This is a genomic window from Streptomyces sp. NPDC002328, assembly GCF_042890065.1.
In the GTDB taxonomy this organism is placed as follows: Bacteria; Actinomycetota; Actinomycetes; order Streptomycetales; family Streptomycetaceae; genus Streptomyces.
Genome location: NZ_JBIARQ010000004.1, coordinates 528,782 through 548,216, shown reverse-complemented (window position 1 = coordinate 548,216; position 19,435 = coordinate 528,782). Strand labels below are relative to the sequence as shown.

Annotated in this window: 16 protein-coding genes and 4 pseudogenes; 5 read left to right on the top strand and 15 right to left on the bottom strand. The window is 68.3% G+C overall.

Annotated features, from left to right (window positions below):
- The first annotated feature begins 4 nt into the window (after nt 1–4).
- Both ACFYX4_RS14920 and ACFYX4_RS14915 read left to right on the top strand, forming a co-directional pair.
- Entirely contained in the window at nt 5–1,372 is a 1,368-nt protein-coding gene (locus tag ACFYX4_RS14920) for an FAD-dependent oxidoreductase (RefSeq protein WP_389331582.1), read from the top strand.
- A gap of 28 nt (nt 1,373–1,400) precedes the next feature.
- Nucleotides 1,401–1,868: an ArsI/CadI family heavy metal resistance metalloenzyme gene (locus ACFYX4_RS14915; RefSeq protein ID WP_389331579.1), complete on the top strand. Its 468-nt coding sequence runs from the start codon at nt 1,401–1,403 to the stop codon at nt 1,866–1,868.
- A 158-nt stretch (nt 1,869–2,026) separates the two neighbouring features.
- On the opposite strand, the gene ACFYX4_RS14910 is transcribed toward ACFYX4_RS14915, so the two are convergent.
- Nucleotides 2,027–2,380 (bottom strand): transposase, encoded by a 354-nt coding sequence (locus ACFYX4_RS14910; protein WP_389331576.1) that lies wholly within the window; start codon nt 2,378–2,380, stop codon nt 2,027–2,029.
- Between the two features lie 359 nt (nt 2,381–2,739).
- Nucleotides 2,740–3,384: a GTP cyclohydrolase II gene (gene ribA / locus ACFYX4_RS14905; RefSeq protein WP_389331573.1), complete on the bottom strand. Its 645-nt coding sequence runs from the start codon at nt 3,382–3,384 to the stop codon at nt 2,740–2,742.
- A 195-nt stretch (nt 3,385–3,579) separates the two neighbouring features.
- Between ribA and ACFYX4_RS14900 the strand changes: the two genes are divergently transcribed.
- Nucleotides 3,580–4,239: a hypothetical protein gene (locus tag ACFYX4_RS14900; protein ID WP_389331570.1), complete on the top strand. Its 660-nt coding sequence runs from the start codon at nt 3,580–3,582 to the stop codon at nt 4,237–4,239.
- 59 nt (nt 4,240–4,298) lie between these two features.
- Here the strand turns inward: ACFYX4_RS14900 and ACFYX4_RS14895 are convergent, their stop codons facing one another.
- Nucleotides 4,299–4,763, bottom strand: coding sequence for a MarR family winged helix-turn-helix transcriptional regulator (locus ACFYX4_RS14895; protein ID WP_389331566.1), 465 nt, complete (start codon nt 4,761–4,763; stop codon nt 4,299–4,301).
- A gap of 117 nt (nt 4,764–4,880) precedes the next feature.
- Here ACFYX4_RS14895 and ACFYX4_RS14890 point away from each other — a divergent pair, with 117 nt between their 5' ends.
- Complete coding sequence (locus ACFYX4_RS14890) at nt 4,881–5,486, top strand: ester cyclase (protein ID WP_389331563.1); 606 nt, start codon at nt 4,881–4,883, stop codon at nt 5,484–5,486.
- A gap of 148 nt (nt 5,487–5,634) precedes the next feature.
- On the opposite strand, the gene ACFYX4_RS14885 is transcribed toward ACFYX4_RS14890, so the two are convergent.
- The 9 genes and pseudogenes from ACFYX4_RS14885 to ACFYX4_RS14845 all read right to left on the bottom strand — a co-directional run bounded on the left by ACFYX4_RS14885 (nt 5,635) and on the right by ACFYX4_RS14845 (nt 13,146).
- Entirely contained in the window at nt 5,635–6,465 is an 831-nt protein-coding gene (locus tag ACFYX4_RS14885) for an SDR family NAD(P)-dependent oxidoreductase (RefSeq protein ID WP_389331560.1), read from the bottom strand.
- Nucleotides 6,466–6,573: 108 nt separating this feature from the next.
- Nucleotides 6,574–8,121 carry an alpha/beta hydrolase gene (locus ACFYX4_RS14880; RefSeq protein WP_389331557.1) on the bottom strand — a complete coding sequence of 516 codons (1,548 nt, stop codon included), beginning with the start codon at nt 8,119–8,121 and terminating at the stop codon, nt 6,574–6,576.
- Nucleotides 8,122–8,387: 266 nt separating this feature from the next.
- Nucleotides 8,388–8,993, bottom strand: a pseudogene (locus ACFYX4_RS14875) (glycoside hydrolase family 43 protein); the annotation flags it as partial.
- Nucleotides 8,994–9,039: 46 nt separating this feature from the next.
- A pseudogene (locus ACFYX4_RS14870) lies at nt 9,040–9,150 on the bottom strand (RICIN domain-containing protein); the annotation flags it as partial.
- Between the two features lie 207 nt (nt 9,151–9,357).
- On the bottom strand, nt 9,358–9,924 hold the full coding sequence (locus tag ACFYX4_RS14865; protein ID WP_389331554.1) for a family 43 glycosylhydrolase: 567 nt from the start codon (nt 9,922–9,924) through the stop codon (nt 9,358–9,360).
- Nucleotides 9,925–10,003: 79 nt separating this feature from the next.
- Nucleotides 10,004–10,384 (bottom strand): annotated as a pseudogene (locus ACFYX4_RS14860) (family 43 glycosylhydrolase); the annotation flags it as partial.
- A 123-nt stretch (nt 10,385–10,507) separates the two neighbouring features.
- On the bottom strand, nt 10,508–10,864 hold the full coding sequence (locus tag ACFYX4_RS14855) for a hypothetical protein (RefSeq protein WP_389331551.1): 357 nt from the start codon (nt 10,862–10,864) through the stop codon (nt 10,508–10,510).
- Between the two features lie 258 nt (nt 10,865–11,122).
- A complete protein-coding gene (locus ACFYX4_RS14850) occupies nt 11,123–12,109 on the bottom strand; it encodes an aldo/keto reductase (protein WP_389331548.1) in 987 nt (328 codons plus the stop codon).
- A 53-nt stretch (nt 12,110–12,162) separates the two neighbouring features.
- Complete coding sequence (locus ACFYX4_RS14845; RefSeq protein ID WP_389331545.1) at nt 12,163–13,146, bottom strand: DeoR/GlpR family DNA-binding transcription regulator; 984 nt, start codon at nt 13,144–13,146, stop codon at nt 12,163–12,165.
- A 123-nt stretch (nt 13,147–13,269) separates the two neighbouring features.
- Here ACFYX4_RS14845 and ACFYX4_RS14840 point away from each other — a divergent pair.
- A pseudogene (locus ACFYX4_RS14840) lies at nt 13,270–13,440 on the top strand (IS1380 family transposase); the annotation flags it as partial.
- A gap of 212 nt (nt 13,441–13,652) precedes the next feature.
- On the opposite strand, the gene ACFYX4_RS14835 reads toward ACFYX4_RS14840, so the two are convergent.
- From ACFYX4_RS14835 to ACFYX4_RS14825, 3 genes are all read right to left on the bottom strand, one after another.
- Entirely contained in the window at nt 13,653–15,986 is a 2,334-nt protein-coding gene (locus tag ACFYX4_RS14835; protein ID WP_389331542.1) for a pectinesterase family protein, read from the bottom strand.
- A 79-nt stretch (nt 15,987–16,065) separates the two neighbouring features.
- A complete protein-coding gene (locus ACFYX4_RS14830; protein WP_389331539.1) occupies nt 16,066–17,895 on the bottom strand; it encodes a LamG domain-containing protein in 1,830 nt (609 codons plus the stop codon).
- Nucleotides 17,896–18,634: 739 nt separating this feature from the next.
- On the bottom strand, nt 18,635–19,315 hold the full coding sequence (locus ACFYX4_RS14825; RefSeq protein ID WP_389331536.1) for a response regulator: 681 nt from the start codon (nt 19,313–19,315) through the stop codon (nt 18,635–18,637).
- Nucleotides 19,316–19,435: the final 120 nt, after the last annotated feature.

The window sequence follows — 19,435 nt, the reverse complement described above, 5'->3', positions numbered from 1 at the left end:
TCTCGTGAACGCGCCCACCACCGACCAACTGCCCGTCGTGGTCATCGGAGCCGGCCCCATCGGCCTGGCCGCCGCCGCCCACCTCATCGAGCGCGGCATCGAACCGCTCGTCCTGGAGGCCGGGCCGTCCGCCGGCACCGCCGTACGGGCCTGGTCGCACGTGCGGCTGTTCTCCCCCTGGGCCGAGGTCACTGACCCGGCCGCCGAGAAGCTCCTCGCCCCGACCGGCTGGGTCCGCCCGGACGGCACCGTCTACCCCACTGGCGGCGACTGGGCCGGGAAGTACCTGCAGCCGCTCGCTGACGTCCTCGGCGACGAGGTCCGCTACGGCGCCACGGTCACCGGTGTAGCCCGCGCGGGCCGGGACCGCATCGTCGACTCCGGCCGAGACGAGCAGCCCTTCACCGTCCACATCCAGCTCGCCGACGGCCGCGAGGAACGGATCACCGCCCGCGCCGTCATCGACGCCTCCGGCACCTGGTCCACCCCCAGCCCGATGGGCGCCGACGGCCTGCCCGCCCTCGGCGAGAAGACCGCCGCCGAGCGCATCTCCTACCAGGTCCCCGACCTGGGCGACCTGGCCGTACGCGCCCGGTACGCGGGCAAGCGCACTGCAGTCATCGGCTCCGGCGCCTCCGCCTTCACCGCCCTCGCCTACCTCTCCGACCTGGCCAAGGAGGAGGATGGCACCCACGCGGTGTGGATCCTGCGCCGCGGCATCGGCTCGAACACGTACGGCGGCGGCGAGGCCGACGAGCTTCCCGCCCGCGGTGCGCTTGGCCTGCGAGCCAAGGCGGCCGTCGAGGCCGGTCATGCGAGCGCGGTCACCGGCTTCCGTGCACAGGCTGTGGAACGCGACGGCGACCTGCTCGTCCTCGTCGCGGAGGACGGCCGTCGCCTGGACCCGGTCGACGAGGTGATCGTCCTGACCGGCTTCCGGCCCGACCTGTCCTTCCTCTCCGAGCTCCGGCTCGGCCTCGACGAGCGCCTCCAGGCCCCGACCGCGCTCGCCCCGCTGATCGACCCGAACGTCCACTCATGCGGCACGGTCTACCCGCACGGCGTGAACGAGCTGGCCCACCCCGAGCAGGGCGTCTACCTGGTCGGCATGAAGTCCTACGGCCGCGCCCCCACCTTCCTCGCCATGACCGGCTACGAACAGGTCCGCTCCATCACCGCCGCCCTCGCCGGCGACCAGGAAGCCGCCGAGCGCGTCGAACTCACCCTCCCCGAGACCGGAGTCTGCGGCGGCGCGGGCCTGTTCGACGAGCCCGACGCGACACAGGGCAGCGAGGGCGGCGGATGCTGCGCGACCCCCGCCATCCTTCAGATCGGCATCGGCGCCCCGGCCGCAATCTCCGGCGGCTGCTGAACACTCCACCCACCCCAGGAGGTTCGCCATGACATCCCGCGTACAGCTCGCCCTGCGCGTCCCCGACCTCGACGCGTCCATCGCCTTCTACACGAAGCTCTTCGGCACCGAGCCCGCCAAACTCCGCGACGGCTACGCCAACTTCGCCATCACCGACCCCCCGCTCAAGCTCGTCCTCATCGAAGGCACCGCAGGCGAGGCGACCCGCATGGACCACCTCGGGGTGGAGGTCGAGACGACCGAAGCGGTCCACGCCGCCACCGCCCGCCTGGGCGAGGCCGGCCTGACCACCGACGTGGAGAACGACACCACCTGCTGCTACGCCCTCCAGGACAAGGTCTGGGTCCACGGCCCCGGCCAGGAACCCTGGGAGGTGTACGTCGTCAAGGCCGACGCCGACTCCCTCGCCAAACAGCAGGACAGCACCTGCTGCACCGGCACGGCCGAGGCCGACACCGGCGCGAAGGAACCGGTCGCCGCGGGCGGCTGCCGCTGATCCGGCGATGACCGACCTCGACACCAGAGGGGCCGTGACCGGGACGGGGGTCCGGTCACGGCCCCGCGCCGCGTTGCCCGCCCTGTGCGCCACCCAGATCACTCGCTGGGGAATCGCCTGCTTGCGGACGCCCGAACAGCAGCGCAGCCGACTCGCAGTCAGCCCGCCGCGCTGAACACAAAGACTTGACAGGGAATTGTGCTCGTGCGAGCACTGCACGCGCCTGTCCGGTGCGCGCTCGACCCCCAGGCGCGGGTGCTCGTCGAGGAGCGCTCTGACCTGGGCCGGGTCGGGTCGAGCTGCGCGGCGAAAAAAGCCGAGGCCGTCCGCAGGACCTCATTTGCCCGGCGCAGGTCCCGCACCTCGCGCCGCAGCTGGGCGAGCTCGTTCTTCTCTTCGGTGGTGAGCAGGTCATCCCGCTCGCCGGCGTCGGCGTCGGCCTCGGCCTGCCGGATCCAGTTCCGCAGGGCTTCGTGATGCACGCCGAGTTCCTCGGCCATGCGGCGGATCACGGGCCTCGGCGGTCCGGTACATCCGCACCGCACGCTCACGCAACTCCAGCGGGTACTTCCTCGGGGCAGGCATCGTCTGGGCTCCTCTCATGAGACCCATCTGACCTGCTGTCAGCTTTCCCCGCATCTCGGGGGAACCTCAGTCTCGGTGGTGGGCCGGTTGCCGAGGTGGACGCCGAGAATGTCGCGGACGGCCAGCGCGTCGGGATCCGTGGCGTAGTCGGTGTTGACCGGGCCGGGCCGGCGCGGAGCAGACCGGCCATGGGGCTGATGTCGCCGCCCGTCGCGAAGTAACGAGGTCCAGGACGACTCGCGCGGGCTGGTCAAGGAAGCTTCTGTCGCGGTATCCGGCGCGAGGGTCAGCCGGCCAGGCTCGGCATCGGCGCGAGGTCGATGGTGTGGTGGGTGTGTTGGACCTTGGCGTGCAGGTAGCGCAGGTTGCTGGGGGTGCTGTGCACGCCGGTGGGGACGGTCCGGGCGACCGAGATGCCGAGGTCGTGCAACTGCCTTGCCTTGTCGGGGTTGTTGGTGAGCAGGTTCAACTCGGTGATGCCGAGGGTGGTGAGCATCTGGGCGGCGGCCGTGTAGTCGCGGGCGTCCTCGGGCAGGCCGAGGGCGAGGTTGGCCTCGTAGGTGTCGAGGCCGGCATCCTGCAGAGCGTAGGCGTCGAGCTTGTTGTACAGGCCGATGCCGCGGCCTTCCTGGCGGAGGTAGAGCAGGACGCCGCTGGTGGCCGCGATGCTCTCGACGGCCTCGCGCAGCTGGGGGCCGCAGTCGCAGCGGGCCGAGCCGAAGACGTCCCCGGTGAGGCACTCGGAGTGTAGGCGCACCAGCGGGGTGGCAGCCATAACCGGATCTCCCAGGACCACAGCCACGTGCTCGGCACCGTCGGCCAGCCCGTGGAAGGTGATCACCTCTGCGGTCACCTGGTAGCCGTCGGAGAAGCTCAGCGGAACCTGAACCCGAGTACGGACGGTGGCGCTGGCTGCGGTGCTGGTGGTCATGGTGTCTCCCGCGAGATCGGTCCGTTCGAATTTGAACTTGTGAATGACGATAGGATGAAGTTCCAATTTGAACAACATAAAGAAGTGTGACGTGGGTCATACAAGATGGCTGAACGGGGAGGAGGGGCGTGACTTCGGCCTGTCCGGCCTGCACTACGAGATCCGCTCGGCGAGGCGCCGGACCGGGGGCTGCGGATGGCTGAACTGGCCTTTGCCCTGGTCAACTCCAAGAGCGGGCTGACCTATCGGATAGGGCAGCTGGAGAAGTCCAGGCTGGTGCGCCGACGCGCCTGTCCCAGTGACGAGCGCGCGATCTTCGCCGTACTCAGCGAGCAGGGCATGGCCCTGCTGGAGCGGGCTGCGCCCGACCACGTGATCACGGTCGAGGAGCTTCTCTCCGATGCGCTTGCGCCGGACCAGGTGCGGGCACTCGCCTTCCGTCTTGGTGAAGCGAGCCGCCGTATGGCCGCCGCCCCTGGTTCGGCTGATCCTCCCGGGTCGACGAGCCCACATGCTCAGGCGCCGACTCTGATACTGCTGACGTCGAGACGTGGAAAAGGTGTGCGGCGACTGCCGACCTCGGCCCTGAAGGGCGAAGGCACGGGCTTGGTTGGGGATCTGGTTCTACCGCCCCGCCACACCCGACAGGAGGCCTCGTCGGCGAGTGGGAATCGGAAAATGCCGGAAGCCCGAGCTGGGATGAGATCGACTGGGAGGTGGCGCGAGCGATGGGGGCCGGCCTTCTGCGACACAGGCCGCTGCGCGGTGACAGCGGCCGGGGTGTGGCCGACGCACGGTGACACTCAGGGCCACGCACCACACCGCCGGCCGGGCAAACGCATCAGGTTCTGCTGATGCGCGGGCCGACCTCGCCCCCGACGCGGTCCGCCAAATCGTCAGCCGGTTCGCGCCGGCTAGATCCCGCGCTCGATGATCCGGCGCTGGACTTCGGCCAGACTGTCGGCCAAGACCTTGAGCTGCTGCGGCGTGAGTGCGTCAAAGACCAGCTCGCGTACGAGAGTGACGTGGCCAGGAGCCGCGTGCCGCAGCTTCTCCATGCCCTCTGGGGTGATGGCGGCGACCACACCCCGGTCGTCACTCTCGCAGGACCGGCGACTGACCAGGCCCTGCTTCTCCAGTTGAGTGATCTGGTAACTCAAGCCGCTCTTGGAGACGGCCATGGCCTCGGCGAGCGCGAGCATCCGCAGCTCGCCGTCGGGCGACTGCGACAGGCGCGCCAGGACGCCGTACTGAATCTGGGACAGCCCGGAATCGGCGCGTAGTTGCTGGTCGAGTACCCGGTCTAGGAGAGCGCTGGCGGTGCTGAGCGTGATCCACGCCTGTTGCTCCTGCTCGTTCAGCCACCTGACTTCATCCATATCTCTGGACCCTAGCAGGTTGCTCAAATTTGAACTAACCGCTAGCGTCCCTACATAGTTCGAATTGGAACATCTTCGGGTTGGCGGCCTCCGCCCCTTCCTGCACCAGGAGGAGACATGATCGATCGTCGAGCGGTGTTGCGGGGCACGACCGGCGCCGCCGCCCTGAGCGCGCTCGCCATCACCGCGGTGGAGAGCGGAACCGGCATCGCTTGGGCGGACACCAAGCCCGCCCTGTTCGGCAACCCGGCCGAGACCGGCGGATCGCTGCCATACCCCAAGCACCTGACCCACGAGGAGCGGCGCAATCTGGAGACCTTCGACGAACTGGACTTCGTCGTCTTCTCAGGTCAGAAGTGGGACAGGCTTGGCGAGAGCCACGCGAAGAACGTCCGGGCGCACTGGCCCGACGGCCACTACACCGACGGCCTGGCCCGCCATATCGAAGACATGAAGTTCCAGTTCAGCTTCGCCCCGGACACCCGCGTCGTCGATCACCCGGTCCGGCTTGCCAAGGGCAACCTGACCGCCGTGACCGGGGTCGCCACCGGCACCTTCACCCGCCCCATGGCTGACGGCAACGGTGGCTTTATCCGGCCCACAGGCAAGAAGTACGCCATCAACATGGTCACTGTCGGCATCTGGAACCGCCGCGGTGTGATGGACGAGGAATTCGTCATGTACGACCAGCTGACGTTCATGAGGCAGCTCGGGCTCGCCTGACACACCAGGACGCGATCCCGCTCCGAACTCGACGTGCTCTTACGACGGCGCCCAGCCGGTATCGGCATCCCGGCTGGGCCAGCAGGGGACGATGGCGGGTGCGTCGTGCAGATTCACGAGCCAGGCCGTGCGTCGGTCCACAGGCAAGTCAACTCTTGCCCTTGTCCTGGCAGCCCAGGCCGGCATTTCGAAGCTCGTGGATCGCCGCGGTGTGGGACTCATGAATGAGATTGCCGCCCTCGACCAGCAGAACGGCTCCGTTGATGAACGCCGCCTTCTCCGACGCCAAGAACAGCGCTGCACGGGCGATGTCCTCCGGAAGCCCGAGCCGGTACGACATCGTCTGGGCGGACGTCACACTCTTCCTGGTATCGGGAACCGCCTTGCTGACGGCGTCAGTCTGGACCAGCCCCGGCGCAACACAATTACAGCGAATGCCCTGCTTTCTGAATGGTGTGGCGATGGAGCGGGCGAGTGTTTCGAGCGCAACCTTGCCGGCGCTGTGCGCCGGGGCCTGATCATCCCCGAAGCCGGGGAGGCCGGCGGAGGTGAACACGATTGCGCCGCCGCCTGCGGCGAACAGAAGAGGGATGCTGTGCTTCGCGAGCAGCATCGCACCGCGGGCGTTGATCGCCAAGAAGGAGTCCCACAGGTCGGCGTCGAGCTCCGTGACGATCCCGTCCTGCCCCAGCCCCGTCGTCGCACCGATCACGTGATCGATGACGTCAAGACGCCCATGGGTGACCCTGATCATCTCCACCAGATCCACAGCAGCGCCCTCATCGGCGAGATCGCATTCGAAGCTGGAGACCTGTACCCCCCGACGGCGCAGCGCCTCAGCCGCCGAACCCAGCTGCGAACCCTTCCTGTCGGTCACCACGAGCGTCGCACCGGCATCGGCGAACCTATCGGCGCTGACCGAGCCGATACCGCCCGCGGCACCAGTTACCAGAACCACCTTGCCAGCGAAGTCAGACATGAACCGCTCCTTTGGTTTGTCCGTGAACGAGCAAGAGCGAGTGGACCGGGTGCGCGAACTCAAGTGGTCGAAATGCTGGAGCCTCGGCTCGGTGAGCGCGCGGTCCGCTCACCGGGCCGGCGCATCGCAGGTGACGTCGGCCGTCGGCAGACGCCCGTCCGTGAGGTAGGCGTCGACGGTGCGGGTGACGCAGGCGGGGACGCCAGGGAAGGCGTACACGGAGTGGCCGCGGCCGCCGCGGACGTAGACCAGGCGGGAGCCGTACAGAGCGTGGTGCATGGCGCGGCCGCCGGGCAGCGGGGTCTGGGGGTCCCACTGGTTCTGTACGACGAGGGCGCCGACCGTGTTGTCGACGCGGGTGGCCGGTTCGGCGCCGCGGGGCCAGAAGGCGCACGGGGTGATGTTGGCGGCGAAGTCTCCGTAAAGGGGGTGGCGGGCGCTCTCGCGGTGGGCGTCCTGCCGGTAGCGGGCCGGGTCGCGAGGCCAGGACGCGGTGTTGTCAGCGCAGGTGATGGCCCAGTTGAGGCCGGCGCTGTTGTCGTCCGTCGGGTCTGCGGGGCTGGTGTCCGGGCGGGTGGTGAGGTTGGTGGGGCGGGACTTTCGGAGCGTGACGACTTCGCGGGCGGCCTGGTAGGGCTCGGCGGCGAAGGATCCGCGCAGCCACGAGCGGATGTCGGCGCCGGTGAGGGCCGCGTCCTGGTGCTCGGGGTCGTCGCCCTGGTAGAGCAGCGGTGTGCGGTCGGCGCGGGCGATCAGCTGCCAGAACGCGGCGCGGACCTTCGCGGGCGTGTCGCCGAGGTGGTAGGTGCGGTCGCGGCGGGCGATCAGCCGGCTCCAGTCCTTGAAGGCGGGCTCGGCCCCGGCAGCCATGGCCAGGACGGTGCCTCTGCCGAACCGGTTGGGGTCGGGCGGGCTGTCGAGGACCATGCGGTCGCTGTGCCGGGGGAAGAGCTGGGTGTAGACGGCGCCGAGATAGCTTCCGTAGGACCAGCCGATATAGGAGATCCTTCGTTCGCCCAGTACTCCGCGGATGACGTCCATGTCCCGGGCGGTGTTGCGGGTGTTGATGTACGGCAGGAGCCGGCTTCCGTTGCGGGTGGTGCACTTGGCGGCGATGTCACGGGCGCGCGCGGTGTCCTTGCCGAAGGTGACGTCGCGGTAGGGGCGGTAGGGCTCTGTCGTCGGTGCCTCGTCCTGGGTCAGTCCGCAGCGCAGGGGGCTGCTGGCGCCGAGGCCGCGCGGGTCGAAGCCGATCAGGTCGTACCGCTGAAGGACGTCCTTGGCCAGGGCGGTCTTCAGCTGCACGGGGTCGCCCAGGCCGGAGTTTCCCGGGCCGCCGGGGTTGGACAGCAGGACCCCGTGCCGCTTGCCGGGCGTGCTGGTGCGCAGCCGGGAGATCTGCAGGCGCAGGGTCCGGCCGTCGGGGTGCGCGTAGTCGAGGGGGACGGTGAGGGTGGCGCACTGGTAGGAGGCGGGGGCGTCGGTATCGCACCGGCGCCAGGTCGGGTGCTGGCCGTAGTACCGGTCGAGGCGGGAAAGGCGGTCCGGGGCCGCGGGCTTGGCGATGGGCGCGGTCGCTCCGTGGGCGCTGGGCAGGGCGAGGGCGGCGAGCACTCCGGCGACGGCCAGAGCGGCTGTGCGAATGGCAGGGGGCATGGGAAACGTCCTTCTCGGCCACGGACCGCTGGGGTGAGGGGCCGCGACGGCGCCCTGCCCCACTCTCCGATCACCCGGGCCGACGACGCCTCGGCCGAACGGCCAGAACCCCAGCACCACCCTCGGCCGAACGGCCGACCTCATCCCCGTCGACGCCCGGACGCGCGACGACTGAGCACCGCCCAACCACCGCTATTACGGTCCCTGCGGTGGCACAGCCGCTTGGGCCGGTCAGTGTGCCTGCCGGCCTGTCACGACGGTCAGCGGAACCGGCTCTTCAGCCGGTCGTACTCGGCCTGGGTGACCGGCAGTACGGTGCCGTGACGGGGCCTGGCAGGGAGCGCGTAGTTGGGCGACGGAGTCCACTTGCCGGAGTTGAGGTCGGTGGTCTCGAAGGGTACGTAGCCGCGGACGCCGTACTCGTCGATGAACTGGTACCACTTGTTCTCGGTGTTCGACTTGAACACCAGTGGGCCCTCGCCCCGGCTGATCGCGCCTCTGCCGATGCAGTCGGCGACGACGGCGTACCTGGTGTTCAGGAGCGTGGTGCACTTGTCCTCGGTGATGAAGTTGCTGCAGGTGCGACCGTCGCGCGCGTCCTTGTTGAGGCGGTAGTACGTGCCGTTGTTCTTGATCACCGTGGAGTCGAGGACCGAGTGGCCCGGGTCGAACCATGTCTTCGGCGCGCTGAAGGTCCTGAAGTCGGCGGTGGTCGCGTACAGCATGCGGTTGTAGGTGTCGCCCGTGTGGTTCGGGTCGTTCGCGGCGTAGACCTTCGAGGCCCAGTAGACGACGTACTTGCCCTGCGTCTCGTCGTACGTGGCCTCCGGGGCCCAGGTGTTGCCCGCGGTGTCCGGCGCCACCTTGGCCAGCCACGTCGAGAGTCCTGCCGCTGGCCCGGTTGGCGATCTTGAAGTGCCCGTCGCCGCGGTCGGACAGCGTCCACTGCTGGCCCGGGTCCCCCTGGTAGGGGGTCTGGACGACGCCGCCACCGTCTGCGGTCGAGCCGCCGGCGACGCCGAGGACCAGGCCGCTGTGCGGTTGACCAGGCGCAGGTGACCGCCGGGCCGGTACACCCTGAGGTTGTGGACGCAGGCGAAGTTGGCCGGGTCCTCCCTGCCGGTGACAGTCAGGCGGATGTAGCGCGCCCTGACCCCGGACCTGATGTCGATGAGGGGGCTGCCCGCCGCTCCACCGCCGGCGGTGCGGTCGGCGTAGAGAGACCAGGCCGAGCCGTCAGTGGAGTACTCGATCCGGTAAGCGATCTTCTTGCGGGACGTACTCCATCGTCGTCTCGCACCGCCCGATGTCGTACGTACCGCCGAGGTCCACCCGGATCCATTGCGGCAGGCTCCTGTTCGCTGCGGCCCACCGGGTGCCGTTGTTGCCGTCGCACGCGTAGCTCGCCGGGAAGCCGGACAGCGACGACGAGGCGGTGACCGGCCGCCCGGCGGCGAGGTCCTGTTCCACCGGCGGTGGGGAGCCCAGCGGCAGCGCGCCCACGCCGGTGTTGGTCGGGTTGATCGGGTTGATGGTGCCGTCGGAGTTGAACGTCATGCGGTCCACACAGATCTGCCGGTGCAGCCCGTCGGCACTGTGCGGGTTGTCGTGCCGGTGGTAGACGATGTAGTGGTCTCTGCCGCGTACCAGCACGGAGTTGTGCCCGGGAGACTCGACGGGGGCTCCCGCCGCGCCGTTGAGGATGAGGCTGTTGGCCGGTTTGGTGAACGGACCGAGGGGCGAGCTGCTCCGGCTGTACACCACACGGTAGTTGGTCTTCGAGGTGTTCCCCAGCGAGCTCATCAGGTAGTACCCGCGGCCTGCCGCCGCCTCCGTAGTAGAGGTAGATGGTGCCGTCGTCGTCCACGAAGGTCTGCGGGTCGATGAGCTTGTTGCCGCCGAGCTGGGCCACCTCGTTGAACGGGCCGGTCGGCCGGTCCGCCACGGCCACGAACGAGCCCGCCAGGCCTTTGGCGTAGTACAGGTAGTACTTGCCGTTCTTCGTGGCCAGGCTCGGCGCCCAGAACACGTTGGGGGTGGGGCTCAGCGGCAGCGGCGCGTTGGACCAGCGCACCAGGTCCGTCGACGTCCACACAGTGGGCGCGGGGCTGTCCCAGCCGTAGCCGTCGGTGGTGCAGTACAGGTGGTAGACCCCGTTGATCACATAGATGCTCGGGTCGGCGAAGAACCCCGGCACGACGGGATTTCCGGCTCCGGTGGCATTCCAGGGCACGTCCGCCGCGCGAGCGGGCAGAGACCCCATGACAAGAGCCGCCGGTATGCTCGCGGCTCCCGTGGCGATCGCGGCCTTGATCAGATCTCGACGGTTCACTTCTCCTCCTCAGCGGATCGGTTCGACGGCGATCATGCTTTGGGCAGGGGCATGTCAGTCCATGAACCAGCTCACCAGTGCGCGGTGCTCGTCGCCGGGAACGTCGTCGGAGTTGAGCCACTCTCCCGGCCCGGTCTTCACCTGCCAGATGTGGTGGCGTTCGGTGATGGCGTCGACGAAGTCCTTGGCGAGGGCGCCCGCTTCGAACAGGTCCTGGTCCGTGGTCTGCGCGCTGGAGCCGACGATGAGTCCTCGCACCTCGGCGGAGTGCCCGTACCGGAAGTGGCCCGTGCCGCAGAGATGGGTGTCGACGAGCACCGCCTCGCCGTAGTTGCGCCCGAGGCGTCGGTGGCCGCCGGCCTTGGCCGCCGCGTTGGGCAGGAACCGGGCACCGTCGTCGCCGACCACCACGGCGCCATGACCGCCTGCTCATTCGGCACCATGGTCCGGCGGTCGGATCCATCAGGACGAACGCCATGCAGGGCCGCCCGTAGACACCGCGCGGCGCGCTCTCCTCGGCCGCCTCGTGGCCGGCCCAGATGCTCGCCGCCCGCCGCAGACCCAAGTCCAGGAGCATGGCGTCGAGTTCACCGTCGGTCAGTAGATATCGGTAGGGGTTGTGGTGATGGCCGACGCGGACGCGCAAGCCCTCCCGTGAGACCCCCTCGTTCACCATCGGTGGGCCACCTGCGGCGCGATGAGCTCCTCGTACACCTCGTGCACCGTCCGCAGGGCGTCGTCGGACAGCGGCGCCAGGTCGGCGGCGGCCGCGTTGCCGTGTGCCTGTTCGGGGGTGCGGGCGCCCGGGATGACGACGCTCACGCCAGGCTGGTCGACGATCCAGCGCAGGGCGAACTGAGCCATGGCGGCCCCGGGCGGCACCAGGGGAGCCAGCCGCCTGACCGCTTCCAGACCGGTGGCGAAGTCCACGCCGGAGAAGGTCTCGCCGATGTCGAAGGCCTCACCGTGCCGGTTGTACGTGCGGTGGTCGTCGGTGGCGAATGTGGTGTTCTCGTCGTAGCGGCCGGACAGCAGGCCGCTGGCCAGCGGCACACGTGCGATGATGCCGACGCCCGCTTCCCGGGCCGCGGGAAGCACCTCGTCCAGGGGACCGAGCCGCAGCATGTTCAGGATGAGCTGGACGCTCGCGACACCGGGGCGCGCAATGGCTGCCAGGGCCTCGGCCCGGGTCTCCACGCTCACTCCGTAAGCAGCGATACGTCCTTCCTCCACCAGCGTGTCCAGGGCGTCGAAGACCTCGTCGGTGGAGTACACGACGGTGGGTGGGCAGTGCAGTTGCACCAGGTCCAGGGTGTCGACACCCAGGTTGGACCGGGAACGGTCGGTCCACGCCCGGAAGTTGTCCAGTGTGTAGATCGCCGGGTCCTGCGGCATGACCCGGCGGCCCATCTTGGTGGCCACCGTGATCCTGTCGTCCCCGCGCGCCTTGAGGAACCGGCCGATCACCTGCTCACTGCGCCCGTCGCCGTACGCGTCCGCCGTGTCGATGAACGTCACGCCGGCGTCGGCGGCCGCGGACAGCACGGCCAGGGCCTGGTCCTCGTTGACATCCCCCCAGTCGGCGCCCAACTGCCAGGCGCCCAGCCCCACCACGCCGACCTGTCGACCGGTGCGGCCGAGGATTCGCTCTTCCACCGTGAAAGCCCTTCTTGTCTGTGATCGGTGTCAGCCGTGCGGCGACACCGTGGTCAGTCCTGCGGTACGGCCGTGACGCGGTGCACGGTCACGCGCGCCGCGCTCCACGCGGCCACCACCTCGTCAGGGAACCCGGCATCGGTGATCAGCCCGAAGATCCGGTCCACCGGCACGAACGGATACAGCGCGAACCGACTCACCTTCGACGAGTCGAACAACGCGTACACCTCCCGGCACGCCGCCCCGAGCCGGCGCTTGGCCGCACCCTCCTCACTGCTGAGTTCCAGCAGCCCGTGCTTCGGCGACACCGAACGCACCCCGAAGAAGCCGCGCGTCAACGGGCCCCCGCGCACAGGGAAGTCGGTGTCGTCGCCGACCAGGGACCACGACGATGTCCGCAGCGTGCCGCCGGTCAGCACGACTGTCGCCGACGAGCCGAGGAGTTCGGCGGCGCGCAGTCCGTTGGTCACCACCACCAGGCCCTGCCGGTCACGCAGTTGCTCGGCGAGGTAGTAGCAGGTGGTGCTGCAGTCCAGGGCGATCGCGTCACCGTCCCGGACCAGCCGCGCCGCCTCCCGGGCGATCGCCCGTTTCACCTCGGCCCGATGCAGCAGACGCAGTTCGAAGGCGCCCTCGTCGCTGTACTCGGTCCGGACCGCGCCACCGCGGACCCGGCGCAGGAGGCGGCGCCGTTCCAGCAGTTCGAGATCCTTGCGGATCGTCACGGGTGAGATGGCGAAACGGGAACTGAGTTCCGCCACCGAAACCCGCGATTCGACGTCAAGCAGACGGAGGATCTCCATCTCACGCTCGTACGCCGCTGTCCCCGCCACCGTTCCTCCAGCGCAGCCCATGTGATCAACCACGAAAGTCGATCGCAACAAAGGCGTCAACAGACGGAAACGAAGTCGCCCCCACAACGGTTTCGAAAGATGCCCGCACACTTTCGGTTCGCGAGCCTGTTCGGGCTGGTGGATGAGGATCTGGCGCTGACGGCCGTCGTCGGCAATGCGGCGGCGGTCGAGGGTTTCCGGCAATGCGGCGGGCCTGGTCGGCGAGGGGGGCAGCAGACCGCCTGGCCATCAGGATCAGCGCCATCGCCACGTCCGCCGTGGTGTCGGCAACCACGTCAGGGGTGTGGGTGACCACCACACCGCACGCGGTCCCGACTCTGGGGACCCCGCCGCCTGCGATTCCGCCTGTTCTCCGCGGCCGCCCAACTCGTCACCATCAGCCGACGCAGAATTCTCCGCCTCACCCAGCACTGGCCCTGGACCGGCGAGATCACAGACGTCCTCGAGCGGCTCGCGCCCCTGCCTACCCCTGGCTGACCAGCAACCTTTCCACCGTCCCGACGACAACATCACCCGCCCGGGCAGTGGAACCCGGCACCCACCCGATGTGACAACCGGGCCGCCGGCCTGCCCACTGTCAGCTCTGAGAAGCGAAAAGGTCCACCGACTCCGTCGGTGGACCTTCGCGAGAGATCGAGGTCAGATCGGCACACCCGTATCGGCCCCGCCGGGGTTTACCGCGGTTGCGGTCACCAGACCGGGTTCCATCCGTCGGTGCCGGCCAGATACTTCTGAGCGGTGTAATCGCCGGCCTGGGCGTCGGTCAGCTGCGGCGCGTTCGCGCCGACGCCCTTTCCTAGGCCGGAGTTGTTGTACTCGAAGAACCGGGCCTGCTGCCAGGTGTAGGTGGTGTCCATGTTGGTCCAGGGCTGCTGGTGATTGATGTGGGGGTACACCACGGTGTCGCGGACCACGGCCTGGGGCCGGGCGGTTGTGGTGTTGTGCCACGGCCGGCCGAGATACATCGAGTTGAGTGGCGTCGTGCCGTTGGAGATGATGGCGCTGTGGGTGACGAGGATCCCGTACTTCTTGCTCTGCTCCGTGTTGGGCGCCAGCATCGTGCCGCCGGGCCAGGTGGCCATCGCGATGTTGGCACGGTCGAACACCGCGGTGGCGTTGCCGAAGATGAAGTCGACCGAGCCCTGGATGAAGACATTGCGGAAGTATTGCCGGGTCTGATCGGTGGCGACGGGAGACTTGCAGAGCACGGTGTCCTGGCGGCCGATGAGCCGGACGTTGGTGTACACCTGCCGGTCACCCCTGGCGACCAGCGCGACGGCCTGGGTCGAGTACTGGTCGATCTCCGGGTGCTGGCTGGGGTTGAAGGAGTTGGTGATCGTGAGGTCCTGGACCCTCAGGTTGGCCGGTTTGAAGGTGGCGGTGGCGCTGCCCTCGGTGCCGTACGGCTGGCCGGTCGCGGGGTTGGTCATCCCGTGGGCGTTGCCGTGGGTGATGTTGACGTCCTCGGGTTTGCCGGTGGCGCCCTTGATGGTGAGGTTGGTCAGGTTGCTCGGGACGCTGATGACCTCGTTGTAGGTGCCCTGCCTGATGACGATGGTGTGCGGGTTCCCGTCCGCGGGGACGGCGTTGATCGCGGCCTGCACGGTGCGGTACTGGGCGGAGCCATCGGCCGCGACCGTGATGGGCGGAATCTGCAGATGGCCGAAGACTACGCGCGCCGCGTCGGGCCCCGGGTCGTAGTCGTACCGGATCTTGATCAGGGACCCGCTGTCGCCGCAGCTGCTCTTGGTCGTCAGAAGAATCTCGTCCAACCCCGGAGTCTTGCCCTTCGCCCCCACGCAGCTGCCGGGAGTCAGGAACGGGTTCAGATTGAACGCTCCGCTGCCTGTCATGTCGACGTAGAACCTCTGCCAGCTGTTGCCGTCGCAGGTCTTGGACAACAGTAGATTGCTGCCGGTGCCGTCGTTGATGTCCAGGCATTCCTCCGTCTCGTTGTTCTGGATGGTGTACACGCTGGGGAGGGTGGTCGGCCGGAGTTTCCAGCTCACGTCGGTCCACAGTCGTGTATCTCGGTCGAAGGCCGCTACAGAGTCTGATGACTCGCCGGCGAACGTCGCGTTGTCATAGCTGGGCAGGGTGAACTGCACGTCCGCGTTGGCGCGCAGGGTGTAGTAGAAGACGGCGCGGTGGTCGGAGCCGAGGTCTGTGCTGCCGGGAACGAAACTTGGGAGCAGATCGTTCGTGACCATGTAGTCGAGCTCGCGGTTGTTTCCGTTCCCCCCGTAGTGGGTGGCCTGGCCGGTGTTGTAGATGAACAAATGGTTGTTGCCGACGTGCGTTTGCAGGCTTCTGGGCTCGCGGTTGAAGTCGCCCATGGCAGCCCACGGGCGGGTACCCGAAGAGGCGGCGATGTTGTTGAGCAGATCAGTGGCTTCGAATCCCCCACTGGCCGATGCGTGAACGGTCCAGAAATACGTGTTGTCGATTCTGATGCCCAGAGCCGGCCGGGTGGTCGATCCGTTGGCGTTGACACGACCGGGGTAGGCGACGTTGATCCCGTTCGCCCTACGGGCGGTGACCATGGCGAGGTTGACCCGGTTGGCAGTGAAGTCGGTTTGCATGAAGTAGATGTACCGGACGTCGCCACGGGTCCCGTTGGGTCGCCACTCGTACTCCTGCACCGTATAGCCGTTGCCGTTGCGCAGGTTGGTGAAGAACGGGCCGAAGGTCTGATCCGGTCCCGTCACCCAGTTGCCCTGAGCGTCGAAGTGCCCTGCGGAGGCGGGTACTTGGCCGGCTTCCTGTAGAGCGATCACGTCGTGACCGCGGTTGATCAGGGCGCGGACGCCGGACTGCCACTTGTTGTCCTGTGCGTTCTGGGCACCCTGCATGTTCCAGTTGGCGGGGTTGAAGTCATCGACCAGGGCGGAGGCCGGTGGCGCCGTCCAGAAGAAGAACGCACTGAGAGTGCCGGCGACCATGGCGAGGGCAACCATGATGCTGGGAATTCTCTTGTTCTTCCGATGCGTGCTGCGGCTCGCCCTGAAGAGGCGACGTCTCATCGCTTGTCCTTTCCTGCCCCGCTGCCGGGCGGCGCGGATGTTCTGATCGTCATCGACCCGTGGTGGGGCATGAATGTCCCTAGTTCACGGTCTGTTCGGCCGCCGCAGGGGCGGGTGTGGGCGGCGTGTACGGCGTGATGGTGATCTGGTTGGGGTAGGCGGTCACCAGCGGATCCGTGGCCGAGGACGGCGCGTCGGTCTCCACCACCACCCGGTCGGACTGGCCGTCGTAGTAGACCGACAGGCTGTATGACGCGGCACCGTCGGGCACGCCGTCGCGCGACAGCCGGCGAACGGCCGCGGCCTGGATGTCCTTGATCTGGGCGAGGGTGAACCGAGCACTCTTCCTGGCGGTCGGCACCGGCCAGCCCGTGGGCTTCTGCCCGAAGGGGGAGGTCCAGTCCGACGGGTTGGCCACGGTGAGGTTGGTGCGGTCCGAGGGGAAGACCAGGACCGGCCCGGTGGTGGGGTCGTCGTACGCGGCCAGGGCGCAGTTGTAGTCGCGCAGGGCCTCCACCTGCTGCCACTGCTGGTCCGTGCGGTCGTCGGTCAGGCCTGCCGCCGGGACGGGGGTGAGCTCCGACGCCTGGCCTGCGGTCCGGGTCTGGTCGGTGCACTTGTCCACCGGAGCGGTGCTCGGCAGCGCCTGGATCGTCACCTTGCCGGGGTAGGCCGTCTTCAGCGAATCGGTGACCGACGCGGGGGCGTCGGTCTGCGCCACGATGCGGTCGCTCTTGCCGTCGTAGAAGTAGGTCAGCTGGTACGTGGTGTCACGGACCAGCGTGTCCGAGGAGGGCTGCACCTGGGCGACGATGGCGTCCTCGATGTCGTTGATCTGCTGCTGGGTGAACTGGCTGCGCTGCATGATCTCCGGCTGTGGCCACGTCGTGGGGGTGATCCCGTAGTCGGACTTCCACCCCGTGGGGGGCGCCAGGCAGCTGGGACAGAACTTGGCGCTGGGGACGTCCGCAGGGAAGACCATCTGCGCCCCGCTCTGACCCGGTGAACTGACGTCAGCTCTGAACAGGGACAGTGCGCCGTTGTTGTCGGCGAGGGCCTGCAACTGCTCCCACTGCACTTCCCGGTAGTTGGCCAGCTCGGCGACCTCGTTCTGGGCCAGGGCCCGGTTGTAGATGCGGAAGTCGCGCATCCGGCCCTTGAAGTACTTGTCCGAGGAGTACAGCGACCGTCCGATGTAGTCCGCGGTGGTCGTCCCGTTGCCGATAGCGCCCGGGGTGATGGTCACGCCTGTGTTGCGGGCCATCTCGGCGCCGTTTTCGTACAAGATGCCGGTGGTGCCGGTCTGGGTGTAGGCGACGTGCTTCCACATGCCGCGGTCCAGCTGGTACGAGTGATTCGGCTTGGTGTTCTGCTCGGCGTGCCAGTCGCTGAGCGTGACGGCGGTGTGGAACTGATTGCCGGTGGAGAACAGGTAGCCGTTGCCGGAGGTGCCGCTGCTGCTGCCCAGCCCATACAGGAAGTAGGGGCTGCCCATGGCCGGATCGATCCACACGTCGAACGCGACCGTGATCGAGCTCAGCCCGGCCATGAGGTTGTCGGGCATCTTGATGTAGGTGCTGGAGCCGTCGAAGGCCAGGCCCTCGTCGCCTCGCCAGTCCACAGAACCGTAGATCCAGCCGTTGTTGTTGTGGCCCGAGGAGTCGGCCGCGTTGGCGGCCGTCGTCGCGTTCAGCTTGTACCACAGCAGCAGGCCATCGGTGACGCCGGCCTGGGCCGGCGCGGTGGCGCTGAGCGTCAGCCCGACGGCCGCCGCCACCACCGACAGGGCGGCGACGACTCCGGCGACGACCCGCCGCCGGCGCGGCGAGCCGCCCGACCGTGCAGGGCCACGCCCGAGCGCGGCTGTCGCACGGGCCCGTACGGCCCCGGCCACGTTCCTTCCTCGCATGCTTTTTCCTTTCACAGCGGTACACAGCCGCGTGGTCCCACGACTGCGGGCCTGGGGTCCCCGGTGCGTCAGCAGGCATGGGCTTCCACCGGGCTTACGGGGCGTGAAGAACCACCGTGATCCTGGAAGCCCCTGCCTGCCACGGTTCCCAGGCCCACACCAAACTGGCAAATCACTACAACAAGGACATCGCCCGATCGCGCCCGAAGCCTCGGATCTGCTTGCGGCGCGGCCGTCGTTGGCTGCTACAACCTGCACAGCGGCCTGGATGATGACGGGTTAGGTCATAGCCTCTGCGTCCTCCAGGGCTCGCGTTGTGCCGGGTCACGGCCGACCGCTTCTTCGGGCGTGACGGGGTCGCCTCTTCAGGGCGAGCTCACCGGTACTGCACCGGGCCGGCGATCCTGGCAGCCCGGAACCCGCCGCGCGCGGTGCTGCCACGCGCCGAGCTCTGCCTGCTCTGACTTGGCCCGGCACAAAGCATGGTCCGGGGGATGACCCCCGGACCATGCGTGTTTATACGGATATCCGAGATGGGTGGTGCTTGCGCGGCCCACCAACCGGCGACTGCGCTCGGCTGCTGAAGCAGCCAGGAGGTCGCTTCACCGGTCGGTGACCACTCGTGGCGGCCAGCTCGTAGTGAAACGATCAGTTAGTCGACGTTAACGCTGACGACTTCGTACCCCAGGTGGAGAAGGCCGCGGAATTCGGGTACCTCGCGTGACGGGTCGTCCGGTGGTCAAGGGCCGGGTCGGACCTGGCCGTGCTGCCAGGCCCAGGCGGCGACCTCGACGCGGTTCCGGGCACCGAGTTTGAGCTGGACGCTGGAGAGATGGGTCTTGACCGTGGAGAGGGAGACGTAGAGCTCGGCAGCGATCTCGGCGTTGGTGCGTCCGAGAGCGACGAGGCGGACGACATCGACCTCACGATCGGTGAGTGGTTCCCGCAACAGCGGCGCCGCAGTCTGGTGCGTCGCACCGGTGAGGTGTCTGAGCAGGCGGACGGTGACCGAGGGGGAGACGAGGGAGTCGCCGACCGCCGCAGAGCGGACGGCCTCGGCGAGCAGTGTCGGCCCGGAGTCCTTGAGCAGAAAGCCGCAGGCACCGGCCTTCAGGGCGCCGTAGACGTACTCGTCGAAGTCGAACGTGGTCACCACGACGACCCGCAAAGGGTCGGCGACATCCGGTCCGGCCAGCATTCGGGTGGCCTCCAGCCCGTCCAGCTTCGGCATCCGGATGTCCAGCAGGCACACGTCGGGCCGCAGCTGCCTGGCCAGCGTCACGGCCTCCTCCCCGTCGCAGGCCTCGGCCACCACCGTGATGTCCGGCTGCGCGTCGAGGAAGAAACGGAATCCCGTACGGACCATGTCCTGGTCGTCGGCGATCAGAACACGGATCGGGGAACGGTCACGGTCGTTCATGGGCGCATCATGCCTGAGGTAGGAGACAGGGCGCGCCACTGAAGAGCGCGGGCTGCGGCATGTGCGGCTCCGCCGCGGCGCGACCACCACGGGCGGCCCGCAGCCAGACCGCGACCCAGC